The sequence below is a fragment of the Rhizobium sp. NLR8a genome (assembly GCF_019685235.1).
Classification (GTDB): Bacteria; Pseudomonadota; Alphaproteobacteria; order Rhizobiales; family Rhizobiaceae; genus Rhizobium.
Genome location: NZ_JABDWI010000005.1, coordinates 308,953 through 332,260, shown reverse-complemented (window position 1 = coordinate 332,260; position 23,308 = coordinate 308,953). Strand labels below are relative to the sequence as shown.

Annotated in this window: 16 protein-coding genes; 9 read left to right on the top strand and 7 right to left on the bottom strand. The window is 61.6% G+C overall.

Going from position 1 to position 23,308, the window contains the following annotated elements; genetic code table 11:
* Positions 1 to 10: 10 nt before the first annotated feature.
* Complete coding sequence (locus HJC04_RS12030; protein ID WP_221146286.1) at positions 11 to 1,921, top strand: propionyl-CoA synthetase; 1,911 nt, start codon at positions 11 to 13, stop codon at positions 1,919 to 1,921.
* Positions 1,922 to 2,011: 90 nt separating this feature from the next.
* Here HJC04_RS12030 and HJC04_RS12025 read toward each other — a convergent pair whose 3' ends face one another.
* Positions 2,012 to 2,713: a DUF1013 domain-containing protein gene (locus HJC04_RS12025; RefSeq protein WP_210632782.1), complete on the bottom strand. Its 702-nt coding sequence runs from the start codon at positions 2,711 to 2,713 to the stop codon at positions 2,012 to 2,014.
* A gap of 229 nt (positions 2,714 to 2,942) precedes the next feature.
* Between HJC04_RS12025 and acs the strand changes: the two genes are divergently transcribed.
* The gene (gene acs, locus HJC04_RS12020) at positions 2,943 to 4,898 is read left to right on the top strand and encodes an acetate--CoA ligase (protein WP_221146284.1); all 1,956 of its coding nucleotides are present in this window, start codon (positions 2,943 to 2,945) and stop codon (positions 4,896 to 4,898) included.
* Positions 4,899 to 5,007: 109 nt separating this feature from the next.
* Here acs and HJC04_RS12015 read toward each other — a convergent pair whose 3' ends face one another.
* On the bottom strand, positions 5,008 to 5,232 hold the full coding sequence (locus HJC04_RS12015) for a DUF1674 domain-containing protein (RefSeq protein ID WP_064712464.1): 225 nt from the start codon (positions 5,230 to 5,232) through the stop codon (positions 5,008 to 5,010).
* Positions 5,233 to 5,341: 109 nt separating this feature from the next.
* Between HJC04_RS12015 and htpX the strand changes: the two genes are divergently transcribed.
* From htpX to purH, 4 genes are all read left to right on the top strand, one after another.
* The gene (gene htpX / locus HJC04_RS12010; protein WP_221146282.1) at positions 5,342 to 6,298 is read left to right on the top strand and encodes a zinc metalloprotease HtpX; all 957 of its coding nucleotides are present in this window, start codon (positions 5,342 to 5,344) and stop codon (positions 6,296 to 6,298) included.
* Entirely contained in the window at positions 6,289 to 7,677 is a 1,389-nt protein-coding gene (locus HJC04_RS12005) for an RsmB/NOP family class I SAM-dependent RNA methyltransferase (protein WP_221146280.1), read from the top strand. Before htpX ends, HJC04_RS12005 begins: the two co-directional genes overlap by 10 nt.
* 200 nt (positions 7,678 to 7,877) lie before the next feature.
* Complete coding sequence (locus HJC04_RS12000) at positions 7,878 to 9,551, top strand: heparinase II/III family protein (RefSeq protein ID WP_221146278.1); 1,674 nt, start codon at positions 7,878 to 7,880, stop codon at positions 9,549 to 9,551.
* Positions 9,552 to 9,753: 202 nt separating this feature from the next.
* Positions 9,754 to 11,370: a bifunctional phosphoribosylaminoimidazolecarboxamide formyltransferase/IMP cyclohydrolase gene (purH, locus tag HJC04_RS11995; protein WP_221146276.1), complete on the top strand. Its 1,617-nt coding sequence runs from the start codon at positions 9,754 to 9,756 to the stop codon at positions 11,368 to 11,370.
* A gap of 17 nt (positions 11,371 to 11,387) precedes the next feature.
* Here purH and HJC04_RS11990 read toward each other — a convergent pair whose 3' ends face one another.
* Genes HJC04_RS11990 through HJC04_RS11980 form a run of 3 tightly spaced genes read right to left on the bottom strand, consistent with a single transcriptional unit; the run spans position 11,388 to position 17,837 of the window.
* The gene (locus tag HJC04_RS11990; protein ID WP_221146273.1) at positions 11,388 to 12,776 is read right to left on the bottom strand and encodes an MFS transporter; all 1,389 of its coding nucleotides are present in this window, start codon (positions 12,774 to 12,776) and stop codon (positions 11,388 to 11,390) included.
* Positions 12,777 to 12,799: 23 nt separating this feature from the next.
* Entirely contained in the window at positions 12,800 to 17,575 is a 4,776-nt protein-coding gene (locus tag HJC04_RS11985; RefSeq protein ID WP_221146271.1) for an NAD-glutamate dehydrogenase, read from the bottom strand.
* Positions 17,535 to 17,837: a hypothetical protein gene (locus tag HJC04_RS11980; protein ID WP_210632774.1), complete on the bottom strand. Its 303-nt coding sequence runs from the start codon at positions 17,835 to 17,837 to the stop codon at positions 17,535 to 17,537. Before HJC04_RS11980 ends, HJC04_RS11985 begins: the two co-directional genes overlap by 41 nt.
* 15 nt (positions 17,838 to 17,852) lie before the next feature.
* Between HJC04_RS11980 and pdxY the strand changes: the two genes are divergently transcribed.
* From pdxY to HJC04_RS11965, 3 genes are all read left to right on the top strand, one after another.
* Positions 17,853 to 18,728: a pyridoxal kinase PdxY gene (gene pdxY, locus HJC04_RS11975; RefSeq protein ID WP_221146269.1), complete on the top strand. Its 876-nt coding sequence runs from the start codon at positions 17,853 to 17,855 to the stop codon at positions 18,726 to 18,728.
* 71 nt (positions 18,729 to 18,799) lie between these two features.
* Positions 18,800 to 19,441, top strand: a complete 642-nt coding sequence (locus HJC04_RS11970; protein WP_210632772.1) for a carbonic anhydrase — start codon at positions 18,800 to 18,802, stop codon at positions 19,439 to 19,441.
* A 90-nt stretch (positions 19,442 to 19,531) separates the two neighbouring features.
* Positions 19,532 to 21,151 carry a GGDEF domain-containing protein gene (locus tag HJC04_RS11965; protein ID WP_221146267.1) on the top strand — a complete coding sequence of 540 codons (1,620 nt, stop codon included), beginning with the start codon at positions 19,532 to 19,534 and terminating at the stop codon, positions 21,149 to 21,151.
* Between the two features lie 52 nt (positions 21,152 to 21,203).
* Here HJC04_RS11965 and HJC04_RS11960 read toward each other — a convergent pair whose 3' ends face one another.
* The gene (locus HJC04_RS11960) at positions 21,204 to 22,028 is read right to left on the bottom strand and encodes a lytic transglycosylase domain-containing protein (protein WP_210632770.1); all 825 of its coding nucleotides are present in this window, start codon (positions 22,026 to 22,028) and stop codon (positions 21,204 to 21,206) included.
* 170 nt (positions 22,029 to 22,198) lie between these two features.
* The gene (locus HJC04_RS11955; RefSeq protein WP_210632769.1) at positions 22,199 to 23,233 is read right to left on the bottom strand and encodes an aspartate-semialdehyde dehydrogenase; all 1,035 of its coding nucleotides are present in this window, start codon (positions 23,231 to 23,233) and stop codon (positions 22,199 to 22,201) included.
* Positions 23,234 to 23,308 lie beyond the last annotated feature (75 nt).

The following is a 23,308-nucleotide window of genomic DNA, read 5'->3' as shown; positions in this document are numbered from 1 at the left end:
GGAGGAGCAGATGCAAAACGGCTATCATCAAGTCTATGCGGCCTGGAAAGGCGATCCCGAAGGCTTCTGGCGCGAAGCGGCCACCGATATCAACTGGTTCACGCCTCCGGAGCGGATATTTTCGCCCGATGACGGCGCCTATGGCCGCTGGTTCTCAGGTGCGGAAACCAACACCTGTCACAATTGTCTGGACCGGCATGTCATGGCGGGACGCGGGGGCGAGACGGCGATCCTGTTCGACAGCGCGATGAGCGGCGAGAAACGCCGCTTCACCTATGACGAGGCGCTTGCCGAGGTGAAGGCGATCGCCGCGACGCTGCTCGGGCTCGGCATCGGCAAAGGCGACCGCGTGATCCTTTATATGCCGATGGTGCCAGAGGCGGTGTTTGCGATGCTCGCCTGCGCTCGCATCGGTGCGGTCCATTCGGTCGTTTTCGGCGGCTTTGCCGCCAGCGAGCTTGCCGCGCGCATCGACGACAGCGGCGCCAAGCTGGTGATCACCGCGAGCTGCGGCCTCGAGCCCGGCCGAGTCGTCGCCTATAAGCCGCTGGTCGATCAGGCGATCGAGCTTGCACGGATGAAGCCGGAGCGCTGCCTGGTGCTGCAGCGGCCGCAGCTTCCGGCAGATCTCGTCAGCGGCCGCGATCAGGATTTCGAGGCGGCGGTGGCGCGCCATCGCGGCGCGGAGCTGGCCTGTGTTCCCGTCAAAGCGACCGATCCGCTCTATATCCTCTACACCTCCGGGACGACGGGCCAGCCGAAGGGCGTGGTGCGCGACAATGGCGGCCATATGGTCGCGCTCAACTGGTCGATGCGCAATATTTACGGGCTGAAACCGGGAGAGGTCTTCTGGACGGCGTCCGATATCGGCTGGGTCGTCGGCCATTCCTACATCGTCTATGCACCGCTGATCGCGGGCGTGACCACGCTGATCTACGAGGGAAAGCCGGTCGGCACCCCGGATGCCGGCGTCTTCTGGCGGGTCGTCTCGGAATACAAGGTGCGTGTGCTCTTTACGGCGCCGACCGCATTCCGCGCCATTCGGCGGGAGGATGGTGAGGGCGAACTGCTGCGACAATATCCAATGCCGGATTTCCGGGCACTATTTCTGGCCGGTGAGAGGGCGGACCCAGAGACACTGAAATGGGCGGAGCGCATGCTCGGCGTTCCGGTCATCGATCACTGGTGGCAGACGGAGACCGGCTGGCCGATCGCCGCCAACCCGCTTGGTCTTGGCGCCCTCCCCGTCAAGCATGGCTCACCGACATTGCCGATGCCCGGTTATGACATCGCGGTGCTCGACGATGCCGGTCACCCGGTCGAGTCGGGAAAGCTCGGCAATATCGTCATAAAGCTGCCCTTGCCGCCGGGTTGCCTGCCGACCCTCTGGAACGCCGACGATCGCTTCCGGTCGGCTTACCTCGATGAATTTCCTGGCTACTACAAGACCGCCGATGCCGGCTATGTCGACGAGGACGGTTATCTTTTCATCATGTCGCGCACCGATGACATCATCAATTGCGCTGGTCACCGGCTTTCCACCGGGGCGATGGAGGAGGTCTGCGCGCGCCATCCCGATGTCGCCGAGTGCGCGGTCATCGGTGTGACCGATGCGGTGAAGGGTCAGGTGCCCTGTGGTTTCCTGGTGCTGAAACGCGATGTTTCCCGTGAAACGCCGGCGATCGAATCGGAGGTCGTGGCGATGATCCGCCAGTCGATCGGCCCGGTCGCGGCCTTCAAAACGGCCATCACCGTCAATCGCCTGCCGAAAACACGCTCCGGCAAAATCCTGCGCGGAACCATGCAGAAGATCGCTGACGGCATACCCTGGAAAATGCCGGCAACCATCGATGATCCGGCGATTCTGGAAGAGATCGCAGAGGCACTGCGCAAGCGTGGTTTTGGCTCCCTGCCGATGTAAGCTAGATATCGACGGGCCCGGTTCCGCACGTCGTTATCGCAATAAAAAACCCTGCCGGCCGGCAGGGTTTTTGCGGAGATGACCGATATCTCAGTACTGATCTTCGTCATCCTCGTCCTTCGGGGCCGAGCGCAGCGAGCTCAGCTTGCGGAAGACGGCGTCGGCGTCGATTTCCTTTTCCTCTTCGCGCTCGTAGTTCGGGGTCAGCCGTTCGGTCTCCTGCGCCGATTGCAGCGTTGCGCCAAGCTCCGCGGCGGTCGGCAGCGGACGACCCTTGGATGCCTTTTCCACTTCCATGTCGAGGTCGATCTGGCTGCAGAGGCCGAGCGTGACCGGATCCATCGGCGCCAGGTTGGCGGAGTTCCAGTGGGTGCGCTCGCGGATCTGCTCGATCGTCGATTTCGTCGTGCCGACCAGTCGGGAAATCTGCGCGTCCTTCAACTCGGGATGATTGCGCACCAGCCAGAGAATGGCGTTCGGGCGGTCCTGACGCTTGGAGACCGGCGTGTAACGCGGGCCGCGGCGCTTGGATTCCGGCACGCGCACCTTCGGTTCGGAAAGCTTCAGCTTGTGGTTCGGGTTGGCTTCGGCGCGGGCGATCTCGTCACGGGAGAGCTGTCCCGTCGAGATCGGGTCGAGACCCTTGATGCCCTGCGCGGCTTCGCCGTCAGCAATCGCCTTGACCTCGAGCGGATGCAGTTTGCAGAACTGCGCGATCTGATCGAAAGACAGCGCCGTGTTGTCGACAAGCCAGATGGCAGTCGCCTTCGGCATGAGCAATGTTTGAGCCATGGATATAGTCCTTCTATCGTCCGCGCCGGTCGCGGTCCGTGGATTGTCACCACAATGTCCGGGAAATATGGCGCTATATAACCGGACTGTCGCAGAATTGCAATTCTTCCGAAATCAAATGACCTTTGTCTAATTGCCGTGGCGATGCGAACTGCTATGAATTGCCGTGATTTGAAGTTCGGCCCTGCATAGCTGGCGGTCCGTCGCATGTCCCATGAGGAGGAGTTCCATGTCGGAGAAGATCTATCCGGTCACGAAGCCGGTGAAGGCGCGCGCCCTGATCGATAAGGAGAAGTACCTGAAATGGTACGAGGAAAGCATTGAAAATCCGGACAAGTTCTGGGGCAAGCACGGCAAGCGGATCGACTGGTTCAAGCCTTACACGAAGGTCAAGAACACCTCCTTTACCGGCAAGGTCTCGATCAAATGGTTCGAAGACGGCCAGACGAACGTCTCCTACAATTGCATCGACCGCCATCTGAAGACGAATGGCGACCAGGTGGCGATCATCTGGGAAGGCGATAACCCTTACGTCGACAAGAAGATCACCTATAACGAGCTCTACGAGCATGTGTGCCGGACGGCGAACGTGTTGAAGAAGCATGGCGTCAAGAAGGGTGATCGCGTCACCATCTACATGCCAATGATCCCGGAAGCAGCCTATGCGATGCTCGCCTGTGCTCGCATCGGCGCGGTGCATTCCGTCGTCTTCGGCGGCTTCTCGCCGGAGGCGCTGGCAGGGCGCATCGTCGATTGCGAATCCACCTTCGTGATCACCTGCGACGAAGGTGTGCGCGGCGGCAAGCCGGTACCGCTGAAGGACAACACCGATACGGCGATCCATATCGCCGCCCGTCAGCACGTCACCGTCAGCAAGGTCCTCGTCGTTCGCCGCACCGGCGGCAAGACTGGCTGGGCGCCGGGACGCGACCTCTGGTTTCATCAGGAAATCGCCAGCGTGAAGGCGGAATGCCCGCCGGTGAAGATGAAGGCGGAAGATCCGCTGTTCATTCTCTACACGTCAGGTTCCACCGGCAAGCCGAAGGGCGTGCTGCATACGACCGGCGGTTATCTCGTCTATGCGGCGATGACGCATGAATATGTCTTCGACTACCACCACGGCGACATTTACTGGTGCACAGCCGATGTCGGCTGGGTCACAGGCCATTCCTATATCGTCTATGGGCCGCTGGCGAACTGCGCGACCACGCTGATGTTCGAGGGCGTGCCGAATTTCCCGGATCAGGGCCGTTTCTGGGAAGTGATCGACAAGCACAAGGTCAACATTTTCTATACCGCGCCGACGGCAATCCGCTCGCTGATGGGCGCGGGCGACGAATTCGTCACGCGCTCCTCCCGCTCGTCGCTGCGGCTGCTCGGCACGGTCGGCGAACCGATCAACCCGGAAGCCTGGGAGTGGTATTATAATGTCGTCGGCGACAAGCGCTGCCCGGTCATCGACACCTGGTGGCAGACGGAAACCGGCGGCCACATGATCACGCCGCTGCCGGGCGCCACCGACCTGAAGCCCGGTTCGGCGACGATGCCGTTCTTCGGCGTCAAGCCGCAGCTGGTCGACAATGAAGGCAAAGTGCTGGAAGGGGCTGCCGACGGCAATCTTTGCATCACCGACAGCTGGCCGGGCCAGATGCGCACCGTCTATGGCGACCACGACCGCTTCATCCAGACCTATTTCTCCACCTACAAGGGCAAGTATTTCACCGGTGACGGCTGCCGGCGCGACGAAGACGGCTATTACTGGATCACCGGCCGTGTCGACGACGTGCTCAACGTCTCCGGCCACCGGCTCGGAACGGCGGAGGTTGAGTCCGCCCTCGTCTCGCACAATCTGGTGTCGGAAGCGGCCGTCGTCGGCTATCCGCATTCAATCAAGGGTCAGGGCATTTATTGCTATGTGACCTTGATGGCCGGCCACGAAGGCACCGACACGCTTCGCCAGGAACTGGTGAAACATGTGCGCGCCGAAATCGGGCCGATCGCGGCGCCCGACAAGATCCAGTTCGCGCCCGGCCTGCCGAAGACCCGCTCCGGCAAGATCATGCGCCGCATCCTGCGCAAGATTGCCGAAGACGATTTCGGCGCTCTCGGCGATACCTCGACGCTCGCCGATCCCGCCGTCGTCGACGATCTGATCGCGAACCGGCAGAACAAGGTGACTGCCTGATATAAAGAGCCGCTCCGGCCATCCGAGTCCCGGGGCGGCTCACTTTGCTTTGGCTGGCTGAATTTGGACGGCCTGCATGAGGCCCGGATTTGGGCCCGACAATCCGGCCTTAAAAATCGATCGCCCGGCCATTGATCTCGTAATCGCCGAAGCGTGCAGGCTCGGCTCCGCCGCGGCCGCCGATCTCGGGTGGCAGATCCAGCGGCTTCTGGTTCTTGCGTCTTTCTTCAGCCTCGGCAAGCGCACGTCGGGCCGCCGGAGACAGTACCTTGCGCGGCGGCTCCGATCCCTCCACCGTCGGCGTCTGGCTATTGTCGTTGTCGGCTTCCTGCATGGCCTTCTCCTGCCGGAAATATTGAAAATGGCGGGTGAATAACCAAATCATAATGCGCGGTCGCCGGGAATGAAAGCTTGCGACGCCGTAATCGAGTTGGAGATTCGCAATGAACCTCGTTCGCACTGCCATGTTGCTTGCCTTCATGACGGCGCTTTTCATGTTCGTCGGTTTTCTGATCGGCGGTCGAGGCGGCATGATGATCGCCTTTCTCATTGCCGCCGGCATGAATTTCTTCTCTTATTGGAACTCCGATCGGATGGTGCTAGCGGCCTATCGCGCGCAGCAGATCGACGAACGCAATGCGCCGGAATTCTTTGCGATCGTGCGCGATCTCGCTCGTAATGCCGGTCTGCCGATGCCGAAGGTCTATCTATACGACAGCCCGCAGCCGAATGCCTTCGCCACCGGCCGCAATCCCGAAAATGCCGCCGTCGCCGCCTCGACCGGCCTGCTTTCCGCCTTGTCTCCCGAGGAGGTCGCCGGCGTGATGGCGCATGAGCTCGCCCATATCCGGAACCGCGACACGCTGACCATGACGATCACGGCAACGCTTGCCGGCGCGATCTCGATGCTCGGCAACTTCGCTTTCTTCTTCGGCGGCAACCGCGACAACAACAATAATCCCCTCGGTTTCATCGGCGTTCTCGTCGCGATGATCGTCGCACCGCTCGCCGCCATGCTGGTGCAGATGGCGATCAGCCGCACGCGTGAATATTCGGCCGACCGCCACGGCGCCGAAATCTGCGGCAATCCGCTCTGGCTCGCTTCCGCACTTGGAAAGATTGCCCGCGGCGCGGCTCATGTGCCGAATGAGGATGCCGAGCGCAATCCGGCGACGGCGCATATGTTCATCATCAATCCGCTTTCCGGCGAACGCATGGACAATCTGTTTTCCACCCACCCGAACACGGAAAACCGCATTGCCGCGCTGCAGGAGATGGCGCAAAGCGGCATGAGTGTCTCGACGGGACCGGTGCGTGCTGCTAATCCGTCGCGCAAATCGCGCTCTGTTCCGAATACGGGTCGCGGTGGTTCGCAACCGCCAAAAGGTCCGTGGTCTTGAATTCAGACGGCACGAAAAAGCCATTCCGCCAACAGAAACCCTTCGCCGGCCGATCGGCGCCAGCCAAGCCGGGCCTGCAGACCCGGGCGGCGGCCGCAAAAATTCTGGCAGCCGTCGTCGACCGAAAGCTGTCGCTCGACGGCGCTCTCGATCATGAACACGGCAATCCGGCCTACAAGGCGCTTGGCGAAAGCGATCGCGCCCTCGTCCGCGCCATTCTCAACACGACGCTGCGCCACCTGCCGCGCATCGACGCCGCAATTGCCTCGCTGCTGGAATCGCCGCTGCCGGAGGGTGCGCGGGCCTTACACCATGTTCTGGCAATCGCGGCGGCGCAGATCCTTTATCTCGACGTGCCGGATCATTCGGCCGTCGATCTTGCCGTCGAGCAGGCCAACCTGGATCCACGCAATCGCCGCTTCGCAAAGCTGGTCAATGCGGTGCTGCGCCGGCTCGGCCGTGAAAAGGACGAGGTGCTGGAGAAGATCGGTAAGGTTCCGCCGATGCCGGGCTGGTTCCTCGCACGGCTGGAAAAGGCTTATGGCCGCGACGCGGCGCTGGCGATCGCGCAATCGCAGCTCGAACCTGCGGCGATCGATTTGACCGTCAAATCCGACGCCGAAGCCTGGGCGAAGAAGCTGAACGGCGTTGCCCTGCCGACGGGCGGCGTGCGGCTTGCCGCCTTTGACGGCGGAATTCCTTCACTCGAGGGCTTCGACGACGGTGCGTGGTGGGTGCAGGATGCGGCGGCAAGCATTCCGGCCAGGCTTTTCGGTGATCTGTCGGGCAAACGTGCCGCCGATCTCTGTGCTGCGCCTGGCGGCAAGACAGCGCAGCTCATCCTTGCCGGCGGCGCGGTGACCGCACTCGATCAGTCGGAAAGCCGGCTGAGACGGCTGCGGTCGAATCTCGACCGGCTTGGCCTCAACGCGGAAACGGTTGCGACGGATCTGACGACATTCAAGCCGACGGAAGGCTTCGATGCCATCCTGCTCGACGCCCCCTGCTCTTCCACCGGCACGACGCGCCGGCACCCTGACGTGCTGTGGACCAAGGGGCCGGATGATATTGCGAGGCTGGCGGCGCTGCAGGAGCGGCTGCTGCGTCATGCGCTGACCTTGCTGAAACCCGGAGGCACGCTGGTGTTTTCGAACTGCTCGCTCGATCCGGCCGAAGGCGAGGAGGTGGTCGCCCGCGTTGTTTCCAATACGGACGCGATCGAGCGTGTGCCGATCAGCGCGGGCGACTGGCCCGGTCTTGAAGCGGCGATCACGCCGCTCGGTGAATTCCGCACGCTTCCGACCATGCTGAAAATGCCGGACGGCATTGCCTCCGGCCTCGACGGCTTCTACGCGGTGATGCTGCGGCGAGCCGCCTGATTGCTTCAACCTCGTCGCCCGAAACCGTCTCATGCGCTGATTACACGCCCGCAGCACAGCTGTCGTTCTTTGCGTAGCGACGGAATTACGTGCAACAATTTTCGTATATTCGAAATTTGTAACGAATTAATTCATTGTGGGCGATGAAATCGGCTGCTTTTCACCTATTCTTAACCATGAGGGTCAATAGACAATAGAATATGCAGTCCGGTCGGCGTTTTGCGAGCATGTATGTTCGGGAGGCTTGGCGGCGCGCCTTGCGCCGCGTCGCGTTGCTGCGCCTGAAGCTCATTCGCCATTCGATCAAACCGCCCGAGCGCCTGATCGTCGCCCCGACCGATCTTCGCGGCATCGATTCACATGTGGCGGACGAAATTCTCAATGGACGTTTCCTCCTGGCCGGGCGCATGCTGGAAACGAACGGCAAATCGCCCTTCACCTTCACCCTGCCTTCGCGGCCCTTTGCGACCCGCCTGCACAGCTTCGGCTGGCTGCGGCACATGCGTGCGCACAAGACGGAACGCAGCGCGGCGGTTGCCCGAGCGATCGTCGACAGCTGGCTTTCCATCCATGCCGGCCGCATGGAAGGAATTGCCTGGGAGACCGACGTCACCGCCCAGCGCGTCATTGCCTGGCTGTCACATTCGCCTGTTGTGCTGCAGAACGCCGATCGCGGCTTTTATCGGCGCTTCATGAAGTCGCTCGCTTTCCAGGTCAGGTTCCTGCATCGCGTGGCGCCCTATACGCTTGGCGGTCTGGAGCTGTTCCGGCTACGCATCGCGCTCGCCATGGCCTCCGTCGCCATGCCGGCCCGCGCCTCCACGCTTCGGAGAGCGGCGCAGGCGCTCGACCGTCAATTCGATAGCCAGATTCTGCCGGATGGCGGCCACATCTCGCGCAACCCGCGCATCGGCTTGGAACTGTTGCTCGACCTGCTGCCGCTGCGGCAGACTTACGTCAATCTCGGCCATGACCTGCCGCAGAAGCTGATCTCCGGCATCGACCGCATGTATCCCGCTTTGCGGTTTTTCCGGCATCAGGACGGGGACCTGGCGCTTTTCAACGGCGCAACCTCGACGCTCGCCAACGAGCTGATGTCGGTGCTCAGATATGACGAGACCGCCGGCCAGCCGTTCAAGGCTTTGCCGCAGTCGCGCTATCAGCGGCTTTCCGGGGGCAAGACCGTCATAATCGCCGATACCGGAACGCCGCCTTCGGGCGGCGCAGTGCGCACCGCGCATGCCGGCAGCCTTTCCTTCGAAATGTCGTCCGGCCGCCATCGCTTCATCGTCAATTCCGGCTCGCCGAAATTTGCCGGACACCGCTATGTGCAGATGGCGCGCACGACCGCGGCGCATTCAACCGTCATCCTCAACGACACCTCATCCAGCCGTTTTTCACGTTCGCCTTTCCTCGATCACGCAATCACCGAACCGGTGAAGACCGTCACCGTCGAACGTGTCGAAACGGAGGATGGGCGCGACAGCATCAAGCTCAGCCATGACGGTTATCTCAAGCCGTTCGGCGTGCTGCACGAGCGTGAGCTGACGCTCAATGCCGCGGGTTCGATGGTGACAGGCCACGACCGGCTCATCCGGCGTGAAGGATATGAAAGTGACGACCCCCTGAAGGCCGTCGCCCGTTTTCATATTCATCCTTCCATCGTTCTGCAGCAGAGCGATGGAGAATCCGTGCTGCTGACGGCGCCGGACGGCGAAAGCTGGCTGTTTTCCGCGCCCGGAAATGAAGTCCTGGTTTCCGAGGACATCTTCTTTGCCGACAGCTCCGGCATTTGTGGCTCGGACCAGATCGAGATCGATTTCGACCTGGCCGAGAAGACGGAGATCCGCTGGTTTCTCTCCCGTAAAGCTTAGACGGGACGGCCAACTGGCCAAAATTCAAATTCGGGACTAAATCGAAAGGCAGAGCATCAGCGCTGTTTGCGTGACGTCAAAGCTGTGCTAACGCGGCGGCAGCAAGAAAACGTCCCTAAGGCAGATTTCGTCCGAAAGCCGCTCACACTTTTCGGACTCATGCTCTAGCGGATATCTTCCGAAGCCCGAACGGAGAAGGTTCATGGCCGTCATTTCCAAAAAGATCCCCGCCCCGGACAAGGTCGAAATCAAGACCGCACTCCTCTCCGTGTTCGACAAGACCGGCATCGTCGAGCTCGCCCGGACATTGTCCGAAAGAGGCGTGCGGCTGCTGTCGACCGGCGGCACCTACAAGGCGATCGCCGCTGCCGGTCTGGTGGTCACCGACGTCTCCGAGATCACCGGCTTTCCCGAGATCATGGATGGGCGCGTCAAGACGCTGCATCCGATCGTGCATGGCGGCCTGCTGGCGATCCGCGACGACGGCGAACACCAGGAAGCGATGAAAAAGCACGGGATCGAGGGCATCGATCTGGCCGTCATCAACCTCTATCCTTTCGAAGAGGTACGCGCGGCCGGCGGCGATTATCCGACGACCGTCGAAAATATCGACATCGGCGGTCCGGCGATGATCCGTGCATCGGCCAAGAACCATGCCTATGTGACCATCCTGACAGACCCAGACGATTATGCCGAGTTCAAGGAGCAGCTTTCGGCGGATGACGGCAAGACCGCCTATGCCTTCCGCCAGCGCATGGCTGCCAAGGCCTATGCCCGAACCGCGGCCTATGATGCCACGATTTCCAACTGGTTTGCCGAAGCGCTGGCGATCGACACGCCGCGCCACCGCGTCATCGGCGGTGTGCTGAAGGACGAGATGCGTTACGGCGAAAATCCGCACCAGAAGGCGGCCTTCTACGTCACGGGCGAGAAGCGCCCGGGCGTTTCGACGGCCGTCCTGCTGCAGGGCAAGCAGCTCTCCTATAACAATATCAACGACACCGATGCCGCCTATGAACTCGTCGCCGAATTCCTGCCGGAAAAGGCGCCCGCCTGCGCGATCATCAAACATGCCAATCCCTGCGGCGTCGCCACCGGCTCGAGCCTGGTGGAAGCCTATCAGCGGGCGCTTGCCTGCGATTCCGTTTCCGCATTCGGCGGCATCATCGCCCTCAACCGGATATTGGATGCCGAAACGGCGGAGGAGATCGTCAAGCTCTTCACCGAAGTGATCATCGCGCCCGATGTCACCGAGGAGGCCAGGGCTATCGTCGCTCGCAAGCCGAACCTGCGGCTGCTGTCGGCCGGTGGCCTGCCCGATCCGCGCGCCCCAGGACTGACGGCGAAGACCGTTTCCGGCGGCCTGCTCGTCCAGAGTCGCGACAACGGCATGATCGAGGATCAGGAGCTCAAGGTCGTCACCAAGCGTGCGCCGACGGCGCAGGAGCTTGATGATATGAAGTTTGCCTTCAAAGTCGGCAAACATGTCAAATCGAATGCCGTGGTCTATGCCAAGGATGGCCAGACGGCTGGAATCGGCGCCGGCCAGATGAGCCGGGTGGATTCCGCCCGCATTGCCGCGCTGAAGGCCGAAGAGGCCGCCAAGGCGCTTGGCCTCCCCTCGCCGATGACGCAAGGCTCGGCGGTTGCTTCCGAAGCCTTCCTGCCATTTGCCGATGGTCTTCTGTCGATGATCGCCGCAGGGGCGACAGCGGTCATTCAGCCGGGCGGTTCGATGCGAGACCAGGAGGTCATCGATGCCGCCAACGAACACGGCGTCGCGATGGTCTTCACCGGCATGCGCCATTTCCGGCACTGACGCGTGCCGGAGAATTGTCAGGATCGGTCGGCGGGATAAGGCGTGCGGATCAGCAGCACCAGCCCGCCGGCGAGAAACAGGATCAGCGTTGCCATTCCGAGCCGCGCTGAGCCGCTCATATAGGTCACCAGCGAGAAGAGCAGCGTCGCCATGAAACTGGTGGCGCGTCCCGAAAGCGCATAGAGGCCGAAGTAGCGGCCGGCTTCCTCAAGGCTGACGCTGCGCGCGAGATAAGAGCGCGACGAGGCCTGCACCGGCCCGAAGGCGAGCCCGATCAGCAGGCCGTAAAGGATATAGGCCTTTTCCGCGGCGGTGCCGAAGAGGCCGCCGGAATCGGCCGTCGGCAGCGCCATCAGGCCAAACAGGGTGTAGCCCGGCCCGGTCGAGATGATGCCGATGGTGGCGAGAAGCAGCATGGTGAGGCTGATGGCGACGGTCACTTTCGAACCGACGCCCTTGTCGATCCGGCCGGCGATCAGGCAGCCGAAGATCGCGACGACGTTCAGGATGATGCCGTAGAGGCCGATTTCGATCGTCGCCCAGCCGAACATGCCGGCGGCGAAAACGCCGCCGAGGATCAACAGGCCGTTGACGCCATCCTGATAGATCATGCGGGCAATCAGGAATTTCAGGGTGCCGCGGCGTTCCTTGAGTTCGCCGAGCGTGTTTCTCAGTTCCCGCAGGCCGGCGCGGATGGCGGTGCCGAAGGGCAGGCCTCTGCGAACATCGGGTGTGAAGAAGAACATCGGCAGGATAAAAATCAGGTACCAGACGGCTGAGATCGGCCCGGTGATGCGTGCGTCCTGGCCGGTCTTGGGATCGAGGCCGAAAAGCGGATCGAGGCCGAGAACGGTCTTGCCGCTTTCCGGGCTTGCCGCCAGAAGCGTAACGACGGCAATCAGCACGATCATGCCGCCGAGGTAACCGAGCCCCCAAGCGGTGTTGGAGAGTTTGCCGACCTCGTGCTTGCCGACCAGCCGCGGCATCATCGAATCGTTGAAGACGATCGAAAACTCGGCTGAAACCGAGGCGAGGATCATAAAGATCACGGGATAGAGGACAGGCGAACCGGGGGCTGCGAACCACAGGCCGAAGAGGCTGGCTATCTTGATGATGGCGAAGAAGCCGATCCACGGTTTGCGCGCGCCGGACTGGTCGGCGATCGAGCCGAGAACGGGCGAGAGCAGGGCAATGATCACAGACGAAATCGTCGCCATGTTGCTCCACGTCGTCTGCGCCGACACCGGGTCATCCGTCAGGCGGGAGACGAAATAGGGCCCGAAGATGAAGGTGGTGACCACAGTGAAGAAAGGCTGGGCCGCCCAATCGAAGAACATCCACGCCCAGATGCCCTTCTCCGTGGCTTTCGGCGGCTGCGTTCCTGTCCAGTCTATGCGATTCAACATCCGCTCCTTTTTCGCGGACTGTCTCACCTCGCCCGGTCGCGCGCAAGATCGGTCAGGATGCCTGCGGCAACAGTGATGCGCGCAAGATTGGGATCGCCACTATCGCTGAGGCTCGAAAGCTCCTCGACGATGCGGTTGATGCGGACGCGATCCTGCGCATGCCAGGCCTGGACGGGCAGCTTCTCCTTGCCGTGATCGGAAAGCGCCGAGATGACGATATCGCGCCGGGCGCTGGCGATCTGGTCGATGCTGCGCGCCAGCGCCAGATTTTCGTAATGGTCGGAGGTGAGGATCCGGCCGCCGGCTGCGAGCAACCGCGCGATCCGAAAGGTCTTAGACACGGCAAAATAATTTTCGGCCGCGCGCACCAGCGGCTCGCCGGTGCGCTCGGCAATCTGCATGATCTCCGGCACCAGCGCGAAGCTCTGGAGGTTGGCGATTTCGGCTGCCAGCTTTTCAGGCACGCCCGCTTCGGCATATTCCGACTGGCGCGCGGCAGCATCGCCGGCCGCCTGTTCGGCGAAAGCAGGCCTCAACTTCTTCAGAGCCGCCCGCAGCCGGCTAATCACCTCGGCCATATCGGCTTTGGTCATGGCGGTTTTCAACAGCAGGCGCGTGAGCACGATAAAGCTGTGGCTGATTTCCTCGTAAATGCGGTTCTGCACCCCGCCCGATATCTTGCCGTCGAGCGCGTCCGTTTCGGCCCAGAGCCGGTTAAGGTCGAAACCGTCGCGGGCAACGATTGCGGCGCGCACCACCTCCGGCGCCGAAGCCGCCGTTGCGTCCATCATGGCAATGGTGAAGCTCGGCCCGCCGCGGTTGATCGCTTCATTGGCAAGCACGGTCGCGATGATTTCGCGCCGCAGGCGGTGGCCGGCGATATCGCCGGCGTTCGACTTCTGCATTCTGACGGGAAAGTAATTCGACAGTGTCGCCGCAAAATAAGGGTCATCGGGCAGGTCGCTCGCGGCAAGCGCATCGAAGAGCACGATCTTAGCATAGGACAGCAGCACGCCGATTTCCGGCCGCGTCAGCGGCTTGCCGGCCGCATAACGTTCGGCAAGAGTTTGGTCGTCGGGCAAGGTCTCGACCTTGCGGTTCAGCTGACCGGCCCCCTCGAGCACGCTCATGAAGCGGCCGAGTTCCAGGCCGTTGGCCGTGCCCTTGCGCTCCGTCAGTGAGATCGCCAGCGACTGGAGATAGTTGTTGCGCAGGACCAGGGCCGCGACTTCACCGGTCATCGACGAAAGTAGCTGGTCGCGTTTTGCCCGCGTCAGCCGCCCGTCATGCAGGGCCGCCGCCAGCGCGATCTTGATGTTGACCTCGACGTCCGAGGTGTTGACGCCAGCCGAATTGTCGATGGCGTCGGAATTGCAGCGCCCGCCCTTCAGGCCGTAGGCGATGCGGCCTTTCTGGGTGACGCCGAGGTTTGCGCCCTCGCCGATCACCTTGGCGCCCACCTCCGCCGCGGTGATCCGGATCGGGTCATTGGCGCGGTCGCCGACTTCGGTATCGGTTTCGGACGGCGCTTTTACATAGGTGCCGATGCCGCCGAACCAGAGCAGGTCGACCGGGCTCTTCAGGATCGCCGTCATGATCTCGAAGGGCGTGGCCACGGCTTTGTCGATGCCGATCGCACTTACCGCTTCCGGCGTCAGCGTCACCGATTTCGCCGCGCGCGAAATGATCATCGCGCCCTTCGAAAGCACGTTTTTATCGAAGTCCTGCCAGCTCGAGCGCGGCAGGTTGAAGAGCCGTTGGCGCTCGGCCAGCGTCCTTTCCATATCGGGATCGGGGTCGATGATGATGTCGCGGTGATCGAAGGCGGCGACGAGCCGGATCTTAGGGGAGAGCAGCATGCCGTTGCCGAAGACGTCGCCCGACATGTCGCCGACGCCCGCGACGGTAAAGGGCGTCGTCTGGATGTCGATATCCATTTCGCGGAAATGGCGTTTCACGGTTTCCCAGGCGCCGCGGGCGGTGATGCCCATCTTCTTGTGGTCGTAGCCGGCCGAGCCACCGGAGGCGAAGGCGTCGTCCAGCCAGAAGCCGGCTTCCTGCGCCAACGCATTGGCGGTGTCGGAGAAGGTCGCGGTGCCCTTGTCGGCGGCGACGACGAAATAGGGATCGTCGCCATCGAGCCTTACCGTATCCTTCGGCGGCACGACCTCGGCGCCGGAGATATTGTCGGTGATCGAAAGCAGCGTGCGAATATAGGTCTTGTAAGCCTCGCGGCCCGCATTGAAGATTTCGTCGCGGCTGCCGCCCACCGGAAGCCTTTTCGGGTAAAAGCCGCCTTTGGCGCCGACCGGGACGATGACGGCGTTCTTCACCTGCTGCGCCTTGACCAGGCCGAGCACCTCGGTGCGGTAGTCCTCGGCGCGGTCCGACCAGCGCAGACCACCGCGCGCTACCCGGCCGAAACGCAGGTGCACGCCTTCGACCTCGACGCCGTAGACGAACATCTCGCGGAAGGGTTTCGGTTGCGGCAAGCCGTCGACCAGATTTGGATCGAGCTTGAAGGCAAGCATGGCTTTCGGCGACCCGTCAGGGTTCTTCTGGAAATAGTTGGTGCGCAGCGTCGCGTCGACGATGTTGACGTAGCGGCGCAGGATACGGTCGTCGTCAAGGCTCGGCACGTCGGCAAGCTCGGCCTCGATCGCCTGGTGCAGGTCGGCGATCTTCTTGAGACGGGCTTTGTCGGCAAGCTTGGGGTCGAGCGTGTCGTGGAACAGCCGGAAGATGGCGGCGGCCACACCAGGATATTTATCGAGCGTCGTTGCGATGTAATCCTGCGAATAGGCGATGCCGGCCTGGCGGAGATAACGGGCATAGGCGCGCAACACATTGGCTTCGCGCGCCGAGAGCCCTGCCGAAAGGATCAGCCGGTTGAAGCTGTCATTGTCGAGCGTGCCGGCGAAGGCGGCGACGAAGGCTTCCTCGAGCGCAGCGCCATAACGATGCAGGTCGATATCGCTGCCGCTGCGGGTTTCGAGTTCCATGTCGTGCAGCACCACAAGTTGGGTTGGGCCATCGGCGACCTGTACCCCAATGTCGAAGGTGCGTTCGCTGACGACATTGAAGCCGAGGTTCTCGAGAAGCGGCACGCGGCGCGACAAGGCCAGCTGGCCGCCGGCATGGAAGATCTTCAGCGAGAGCACGCGGCCCTGTTGTTCGTGGCGATGATAAAACTGGATGCGAAGCGGCTCGCCGGCGGCGCAGGCGCCGATATCGGCGAGGTCGGCCACGGTCTCTTCAGGGCTAAAGGAATCCTGGAAGGCCTGATCGACTGATAGTCTCGGCGACTTCGATCCGGCGAGCGCTTCGAAACGGTCGTCCCAGCGGGCGGTGATTTCGCGGATCGTCTGCTCAAGCTTTGCCTGCGGAATGCGTGGCGTCTTGCCGCCGGAGCGGCCGATGATGAAATGCACGCGGGCAACGCCGCCTTCGGGGAAAGCCGGATAATAGGCGGAGACACGGCCGTCATAGACCGTCTTCAGATAGGTGCCGATCCGCTCGCGCACGATCGAGTCATATTCCTCGCGCGGCACATAGACGATGACCGAGACGAAGCGGTCGAAATGGTCGATGCGCGGCAGGACGCGCACACGCGGCCGGTCGGCGAGATCGTTGATCTGCTCGGCAAAGCTGGCAAGCAATGTCGTGTCGATCTGGAAAAGATCATCGCGCGGATAGGATTCCAGCGTGTTGTCGAGCATGCGGCCGGAATGGCTCATCGGGTCGAAGCCGAAATGCTCTTTCACCTTCTCGATCTTGGAGCGCAGCAGCGGGATTTCCGAGGCGAGCGACGTATAGGCCGTCGAGGTGAAGAGGCCGACGATGCGCAGTTCGCCGGTGACGTTGCCCGCGGCGTCGAAACGCTTGACGCCGACATAATCCATATAGGCGCGGCGATGGACGATCGATTTCACGTTCGCCTTGGTCACGATCAGGAACTCGGGGCCGTCGAGGAAGGCGAGGATCTCCGGAGTCGTCGTCACGGCGTCCTTACCGGTGCGCAGCACGAGAACATCGGGGTTGGAGAGAATGCCGAGGCCCGCCCCCTTGTCCCGCTCGACCTTGGCGTCGGCACCCTTGCCGGAATAGATATATTCGCGCATGCCGAGGAAGGTGAAGTTCTCGTCGCGCAGCCAGCTCAGGAAGGCGATCGCCTCGGCGTGTTCAGCCTTTCTGCGGCCGGCGCCGTTGGCCGCAAGCTCGGCGATCACCCCGTCGAGCTTGGAAAGCATCGGCTTCCAGTCCGAAACCGACAGGCGGACCTGTTCGAGCACCATCTGGATACGTTTGACGAGATCGGCCGCCTGGTTGGAATTGAGCGGCGCGATATGAAGCTGGATATGGCTGACCCGCGTGGCGGGATCGCTCGGCTGGTCGGCGGAATAGAGCCCGGGAGCCTTGTCTCCTTCCATCACCAGGATGGGATGTACGGCCATGAAGAGATCGCGATGGGTGCTCGTCACTTCTCCCATGACCGATTCATAGAGAAAGGGCATATTCCGGTCGGTCACCGAAAGCACCGAGACGGCAATGCCGTCAGGCGTCACACCGCCGATGGTGTCGATGCTGACGCGCGGCGTCTTGGCGTTCCAGGCGGCAAGTTCTTTTGCCGAATGCACGGCAGAAAGCGCCAGCATTTCGGGCGTGTAGCGTTCGAGATCGTCATTGCTTGCCCGGCCGAAGAGAATTTCCGGATCGAGATGGGCCTCGCCCCTCTCCCTGGCGATCTTTCGCGCGCCCTCAATCTGTTTTTCTCGTTTGGGATTGTTTCTGGCAGCCATGGATCGCCTCCCGCAATAGACTGATTTTCTGCAAGCTAGCAGAAGATTCTTCGAAAAAATCTCTAAAATGGGGCCCAGCCGGATGGTTTTGATGCTTTTTTGACGCCGGAGATGGGGAAATGTCGGAGATTTTTCCGATTTCGTAGCCAAAACAAGCGTGAACGGCTCTCTTTTTGTTTTCTCTTCCGCCGCACTTTTCCACGCTCACGTGAAGAATGGTTGACAGCCCGGCGTCAAAAAGATCATCAAACGCCATCATCATTCGGACCTCGGTTTAATGTCGGAAAATGCAGCGGGCGCAGTCATCGTTATTTCCAGCCATGTCGTGCGTGGCTCGGTTGGCAATCGGGCGGCGGTGTTTGCGTTGGAGACGCTCGGCCATCCGGTCTGGGCACTGCCGACGATCGTTCTGCCCTGGCATCCCGGCCATGGCCGTTCGACGCGGCTGACATTTGCCGAAGGGGATTTCGATGCGGCGATCGACGATCTGATCCGCGCACCTTGGATCGGCGAAGTCAGGGCGGTGCTTTCGGGCTACTTCGGCAATGCCGCCCAGGCACGCTCGGTCGCTCGGCTGATCGCTGCGCTCCGGCAAAACAATCCCGAACTGCTTTATGTCTGCGATCCGGTCATGGGCGACCTCGGCGGCCTCTACGTGCCGGAAGCGACGGCCGAGGCCATTCGGGATCATCTCATTCCGCTCGCGTCGCTCGCAACGCCGAACCGGTACGAGCTCGCCTGGCTGTCGGGAGCAGCGCTCGATGACAACAGCGCAATCATGGAGGCGGCGCTGGCGCTTGGGCCGTCACGCATGCTCGTCACCTCGGCGGTCCCGATGATGGCGGGCGGTACCGGCAATCTCTACCTTTCCGGCCGCCACGCGCTTCTTGCCGAGCACCGTGTCGTCGAGAACCCGCCGAATGGTCTCGGTGACCTGCTGGCCGCCGTTTTCCTGTCGCGCCTGCTCTCCGGCCTCGAGGATGAAAAGGCGTTGCAGCTTGCCACCGCCAGCGTGTTCGAAGTGCTTGCGCGTGCGGTCAAGCGAGGCAGCAACGAGCTGATGCTGGCCAGCGATGCGCTCAGCCTGTCGACGCCGATGGCCATGGTGCAGATGCGCCGGCTCGTGCACCCGGTGCAGCGGCGGAAAAAATGACGCATTTGTCAATGTGCGCATTTTGCGGTGCGGCAGTTGATCTTGTCTTCCGCGCGCGCTAATCCAGAGGCATGCAGCGTTTTCCAAACACCCTTCTGAACGGTTATCGCAACTTTATGAACGGGCGTTATGCCGACGCCCGCGACAGGTATAGGCAACTTGCCGAAAACGGCCAGAACCCGAGCACGCTGGTCATTGCCTGTTCGGACTCACGTGCGGCTCCCGAGCTGATCTTCGATGCCGGCCCGGGCGAGCTTTTCGTCATCCGCAACGTTGCCAATATGGTGCCGCCCTACCAGCCGGACGGTCATTTCCATTCGACATCGGCCGCTCTTGAATTTGCCGTGCAGGCGCTGAAGGTCTCGGACATCGTCGTAATGGGCCATGGCCGTTGCGGCGGCATCCGCGCGGCACTCGATCCGAACGCCGAGCCGTTGTCGCCCGGCGATTTCATCGGTCGGTGGATGTCGCTGGTCAAACCCGCAGCCGAACAAATCCAGAGCAACGACGTGATGACCGAGGCTGAGCGACAGACGGCGCTGGAGCGTGTCTCCATCCGCAATTCGATCAACAATCTCAGAACCTTCCCGGAAATAAAGGCGCTCGAGGACGCAGGAAAAATGCACCTTCATGGCGCCTGGTTCGATATCTCGACCGGCGAGCTCTGGGTCATGGACGCTGAAACACGCGATTTCATCCGTCCCGAAATCTAGGAGCGGACCGGTTTATCAGTTTTTTAAGGATTGCTGTTAAGCTTCTAATCGGCTGCACACGACCGGCATTTGATTACGTGGCGATTGGCGATGAAGTTCGAAACCATCAAAAAGGTTATCCTGGCCGCCATCCTGCTGCCCTTCGTCTTCATGCTCATTGAAGGCGTTTTTGTCCTCCGAACTTCCATCTTGCAATACCGAGATCTCGAGAACGACCGGCGGTTCGCCGACGTACTTGCGCGCGGCGGGTCGATCGCGGCCACGGAAATCCTGAGCGAAATCGATGCCACTCGCCGCTATCTCGCGCATCCCAGCAGCGGGACTGCTGTCGACATGCAGCAAAGCCGGCTGACGCTGGATCGCGAACGCCATGCTTTCTATGCCAGCTTGCCGTCGCGCGATACGCTCGATCAAGGGCTTGCAGATGAATTGGCGGCCCTCAGCCTTGCCTATAGCCGCATCATCGCCGCGCGAAGCGCCGTCGACCAGGGCCGTTACTCCGGCAGCAACCCCGGCTCCATCTACTGGTATGCGGCTCTCAAGCAGCTTGCCGTCGTCGACGCACTTTCACCGCTGATCAGCGACCCGGTGCTGCTTGAAAAATCCAACCAGTTGATGGGCATCCTGCTCACCTACTACGGCGAAAGGTTGATCACCGGGATTGGCACCCGCTACCTCGATCAAGACGTTTCCGCCAGATTTCCGATTGAACTGTTCATTCAGGGCAAGACCATGCTCGGTGCCGGCATGGATCACATGGTCTTCCATTCCTCAGCGCCGGTCGTGCGCGACATCGTTGCCTATCTCGGTCGCAGCGACCAGATGAAGGCGAATGCGATCACCGACGCCATTCTCGCCGGCTCGCGGCCGTCGCGCGCAATGGGCGACGCCTGGGCGGCCGCACAGCGCGAACGCATGGCTTTCCTTCAGCAAAAGATGGTGGAGGCCGCGAGTGATATTCACGAGACTGGCGAACAGTTTTCTACCCTCTCGCACATACACCTGACGCAGATTGTGGCGCTGTGTGCAGGCCTGCTCATCCTCGCCACGCTGGTGATGGTACTGGCGGCAAGAGGGCTTCGGCTGATCGACAAGCTTACTCGGGACCGGGAAACGTTGGTGGGTGAGTTGCGTAACGCTGCTCAAACCGATCTTCTGACGGGGCTCTACAACAGGCGCGGCTTCGAGGTCGCCGCCTCGGCGCTCCTTACGCAGGCCGAGCACGGCTCGCACTGGATTTCCGTCGTTCTCTTCGATCTCGATCATTTCAAGAAGATCAATGATGTCCATGGCCATGACGCTGGCGACGCCGTGCTTCGGCACGTTGCCGGCGTTGCGCGCCAGAATTTTCGTTCCTTCGATCTCCTGGTGCGCCATGGGGGCGAGGAGTTCCTGGCTCTTTTACCGGATTCGACGCCCGACGAAGCCGCAATCGTCGCCGAGCGCGTGCGACGGGCGATCGAGACGGCGGAAATCCCGCTTGCGAGTGGCGATTTCCTCAAGGTCACGGCGAGCTTCGGATGCGCCGGCCGGGCAAACGACGCCGCCAACCGGAACTTCGAGGATCTGGTCAAACGCGCCGATCTGGCGCTCTACGCCGCCAAGGCTTCCGGCCGCAATTGCGTCGTGTCGGGGCCGGTCGTGCCGGCCCCGCCGCAGGAGGAGCGACGCAAGACGGCATCGGGCGGCAGTTTTGATTCCCGCATATGAAAAACGCCGCGTTCGCAGCGGCGTTTCCAAAAGCCTGGCTGTCAATGAAGGCTTATCTGCCGCCGTCGATCTGTTGGCCGATATAGGCGATCGCCTGCTGATAAACGCTGGCGGCGTTCCACCCCTGGATCGCAGCGAAATTCGGCTCTCCCGGCTGATAGCCGGCGCCGGCACGCCAGCCGTGGCCCTTGAGGAAATTTGCGGTCGAGGCCAGCGCATCGGCGCGGGAGCCGACCATGTCGACCCGGCCGTCGCCGTCGCCGTCGGCGCCGAAGCGCACGACGTTGCGTGGCAGAAACTGCGTCTGGCCGATTTCACCATGGGCGGCACCCTTGGCCTGCGGGCTCAGATAACCTTCGGAGACCAGCTGAAGCGCAGCATAGAGCTGATCGGTGAAATAGTCCGAACGACGGCAGTCATAGGCAAGGGTCGACACAGCCGACAGCGTATGCTGGTTGCCCATATAGCTGCCGAAACCGGTCTCCATGCCCCAGATTGCGATCAGCGGACCGGCGGGAACGCCGAAGCGGCGTTCGATCGAGGAAAAAAGGGCCTGGTTGGCCGCTTTCATCGACCGGCCGCGGGAAATGACGGCGGCACCGCCGCGCTTCTGCATGAAGGCATCGAAGGAGAGCTTGAAGCTTTTCTGGCCGCGATCGGCGGCGATCGTCGGCTTGTTGTAGTTGACGTTGGCGAAGGCGCGGCTGAGCACCGATTGGCTGACGCCATTGGCCGCTGCCGTCTGCTTGAAATCGGCGACCCAGGCGTCGAAGCCGGCGCTGGTATTGCCACATTGCAGTCCTTGCGCGAACGCCGGTACCGCGTGGAGGACGCCCATTGCCGCAGCGGCCGCCAGAAACAACTTTGTCATGCGCATTGAGAAACCCCGCTCTCGATCTGCATAGTTTTTAAGCGGGCAAGAGAATGCCAGCCACTCGCGATTTTGTCACGATCACCGTTTAGCGAGCGCTTATACAGTCGTATTTGCCCCGGAAAAAGCCCCACTCAACGAGCAGGGCTTTAACATCTTATGGTTTACAAATGGTATCAGGCTGCCTGCTTGCGCGGCTTGACCAGGCCGCGATTGACGAGCAGCTCGGCGATCTGGATGGCGTTCAGCGCCGCGCCCTTGCGCAGGTTGTCGGAGACCACCCACATATTGAGGCCGTTTTCGACCGTCGCGTCCTCGCGGATGCGCGAGATATAGGTCGCATCTTCGCCGGCGGATTCATAAGGCGTGATGTAACCGCCGTTCTCGCGCTTGTCGATGACGAGGCAGCCCGGGGCATCGCGCAGGATATCGCGGGCCTGGTCGGCGGTGATCTCGTTCTCGAATTCGATGTTGACCGATTCCGAATGACCGATGAAGACGGGCACACGCACCGCCGTGCAGGTCACCTTGATCTTCGGATCGAGCATCTTCTTCGTCTCGGCCAGCACCTTCCATTCTTCCTTGGTGTAGCCGTCTTCCATGAAGCTATCGATGTGCGGGATGACGTTGAAGGCGATGCGTTTGGTGAACTTCTTGTTCTCGATCGGATCGGCAACGAAGACGGCGCGCGTCTGGTTGAAGAGCTCGTCCATGCCGTCCTTGCCGGCGCCGGAGACCGACTGATAGGTGGAGACGACGACACGCTTGATCTTGGCGAAGTCGTGCAGCGGCTTCAGCGCAACCACCAGCTGCGCGGTCGAGCAGTTCGGATTGGCAATGATGTTGCGCTTGGTGAACTGCGTGACGGCGTCCGGGTTCACTTCCGGCACGATTAGCGGCACGTCGGCGTCGTAACGCCAGGCCGAGGAATTGTCGATGACGACACAGCCCTGCTGGCCGATCTTGGGGGAGAATTTCTTCGAGACCTCGCCGCCGGCCGACATCAGGCAGATATCGGTATCGGAGAAATCGTAATTCTCCAGATTGGAGACCTTCAGCGTCCGGTCCCCGTAGGACACCTCAGTGCCCTGCGAACGCGAGGAGGCGAGCGCCACGACCTCATCGGCGGGGAAGCCGCGTTCGGAGAGGATGTTGAGCATCTCCCGGCCGACATTTCCGGTGGCTCCTGCAATTGCTACTTTGAAACCCATTTCTCAAGCTCTCTTTCTCTTCTCTCCTCTTGTCCGGTGAGGGGAAAGGCGCGACGGATCGCGTCTTCCTGTCCC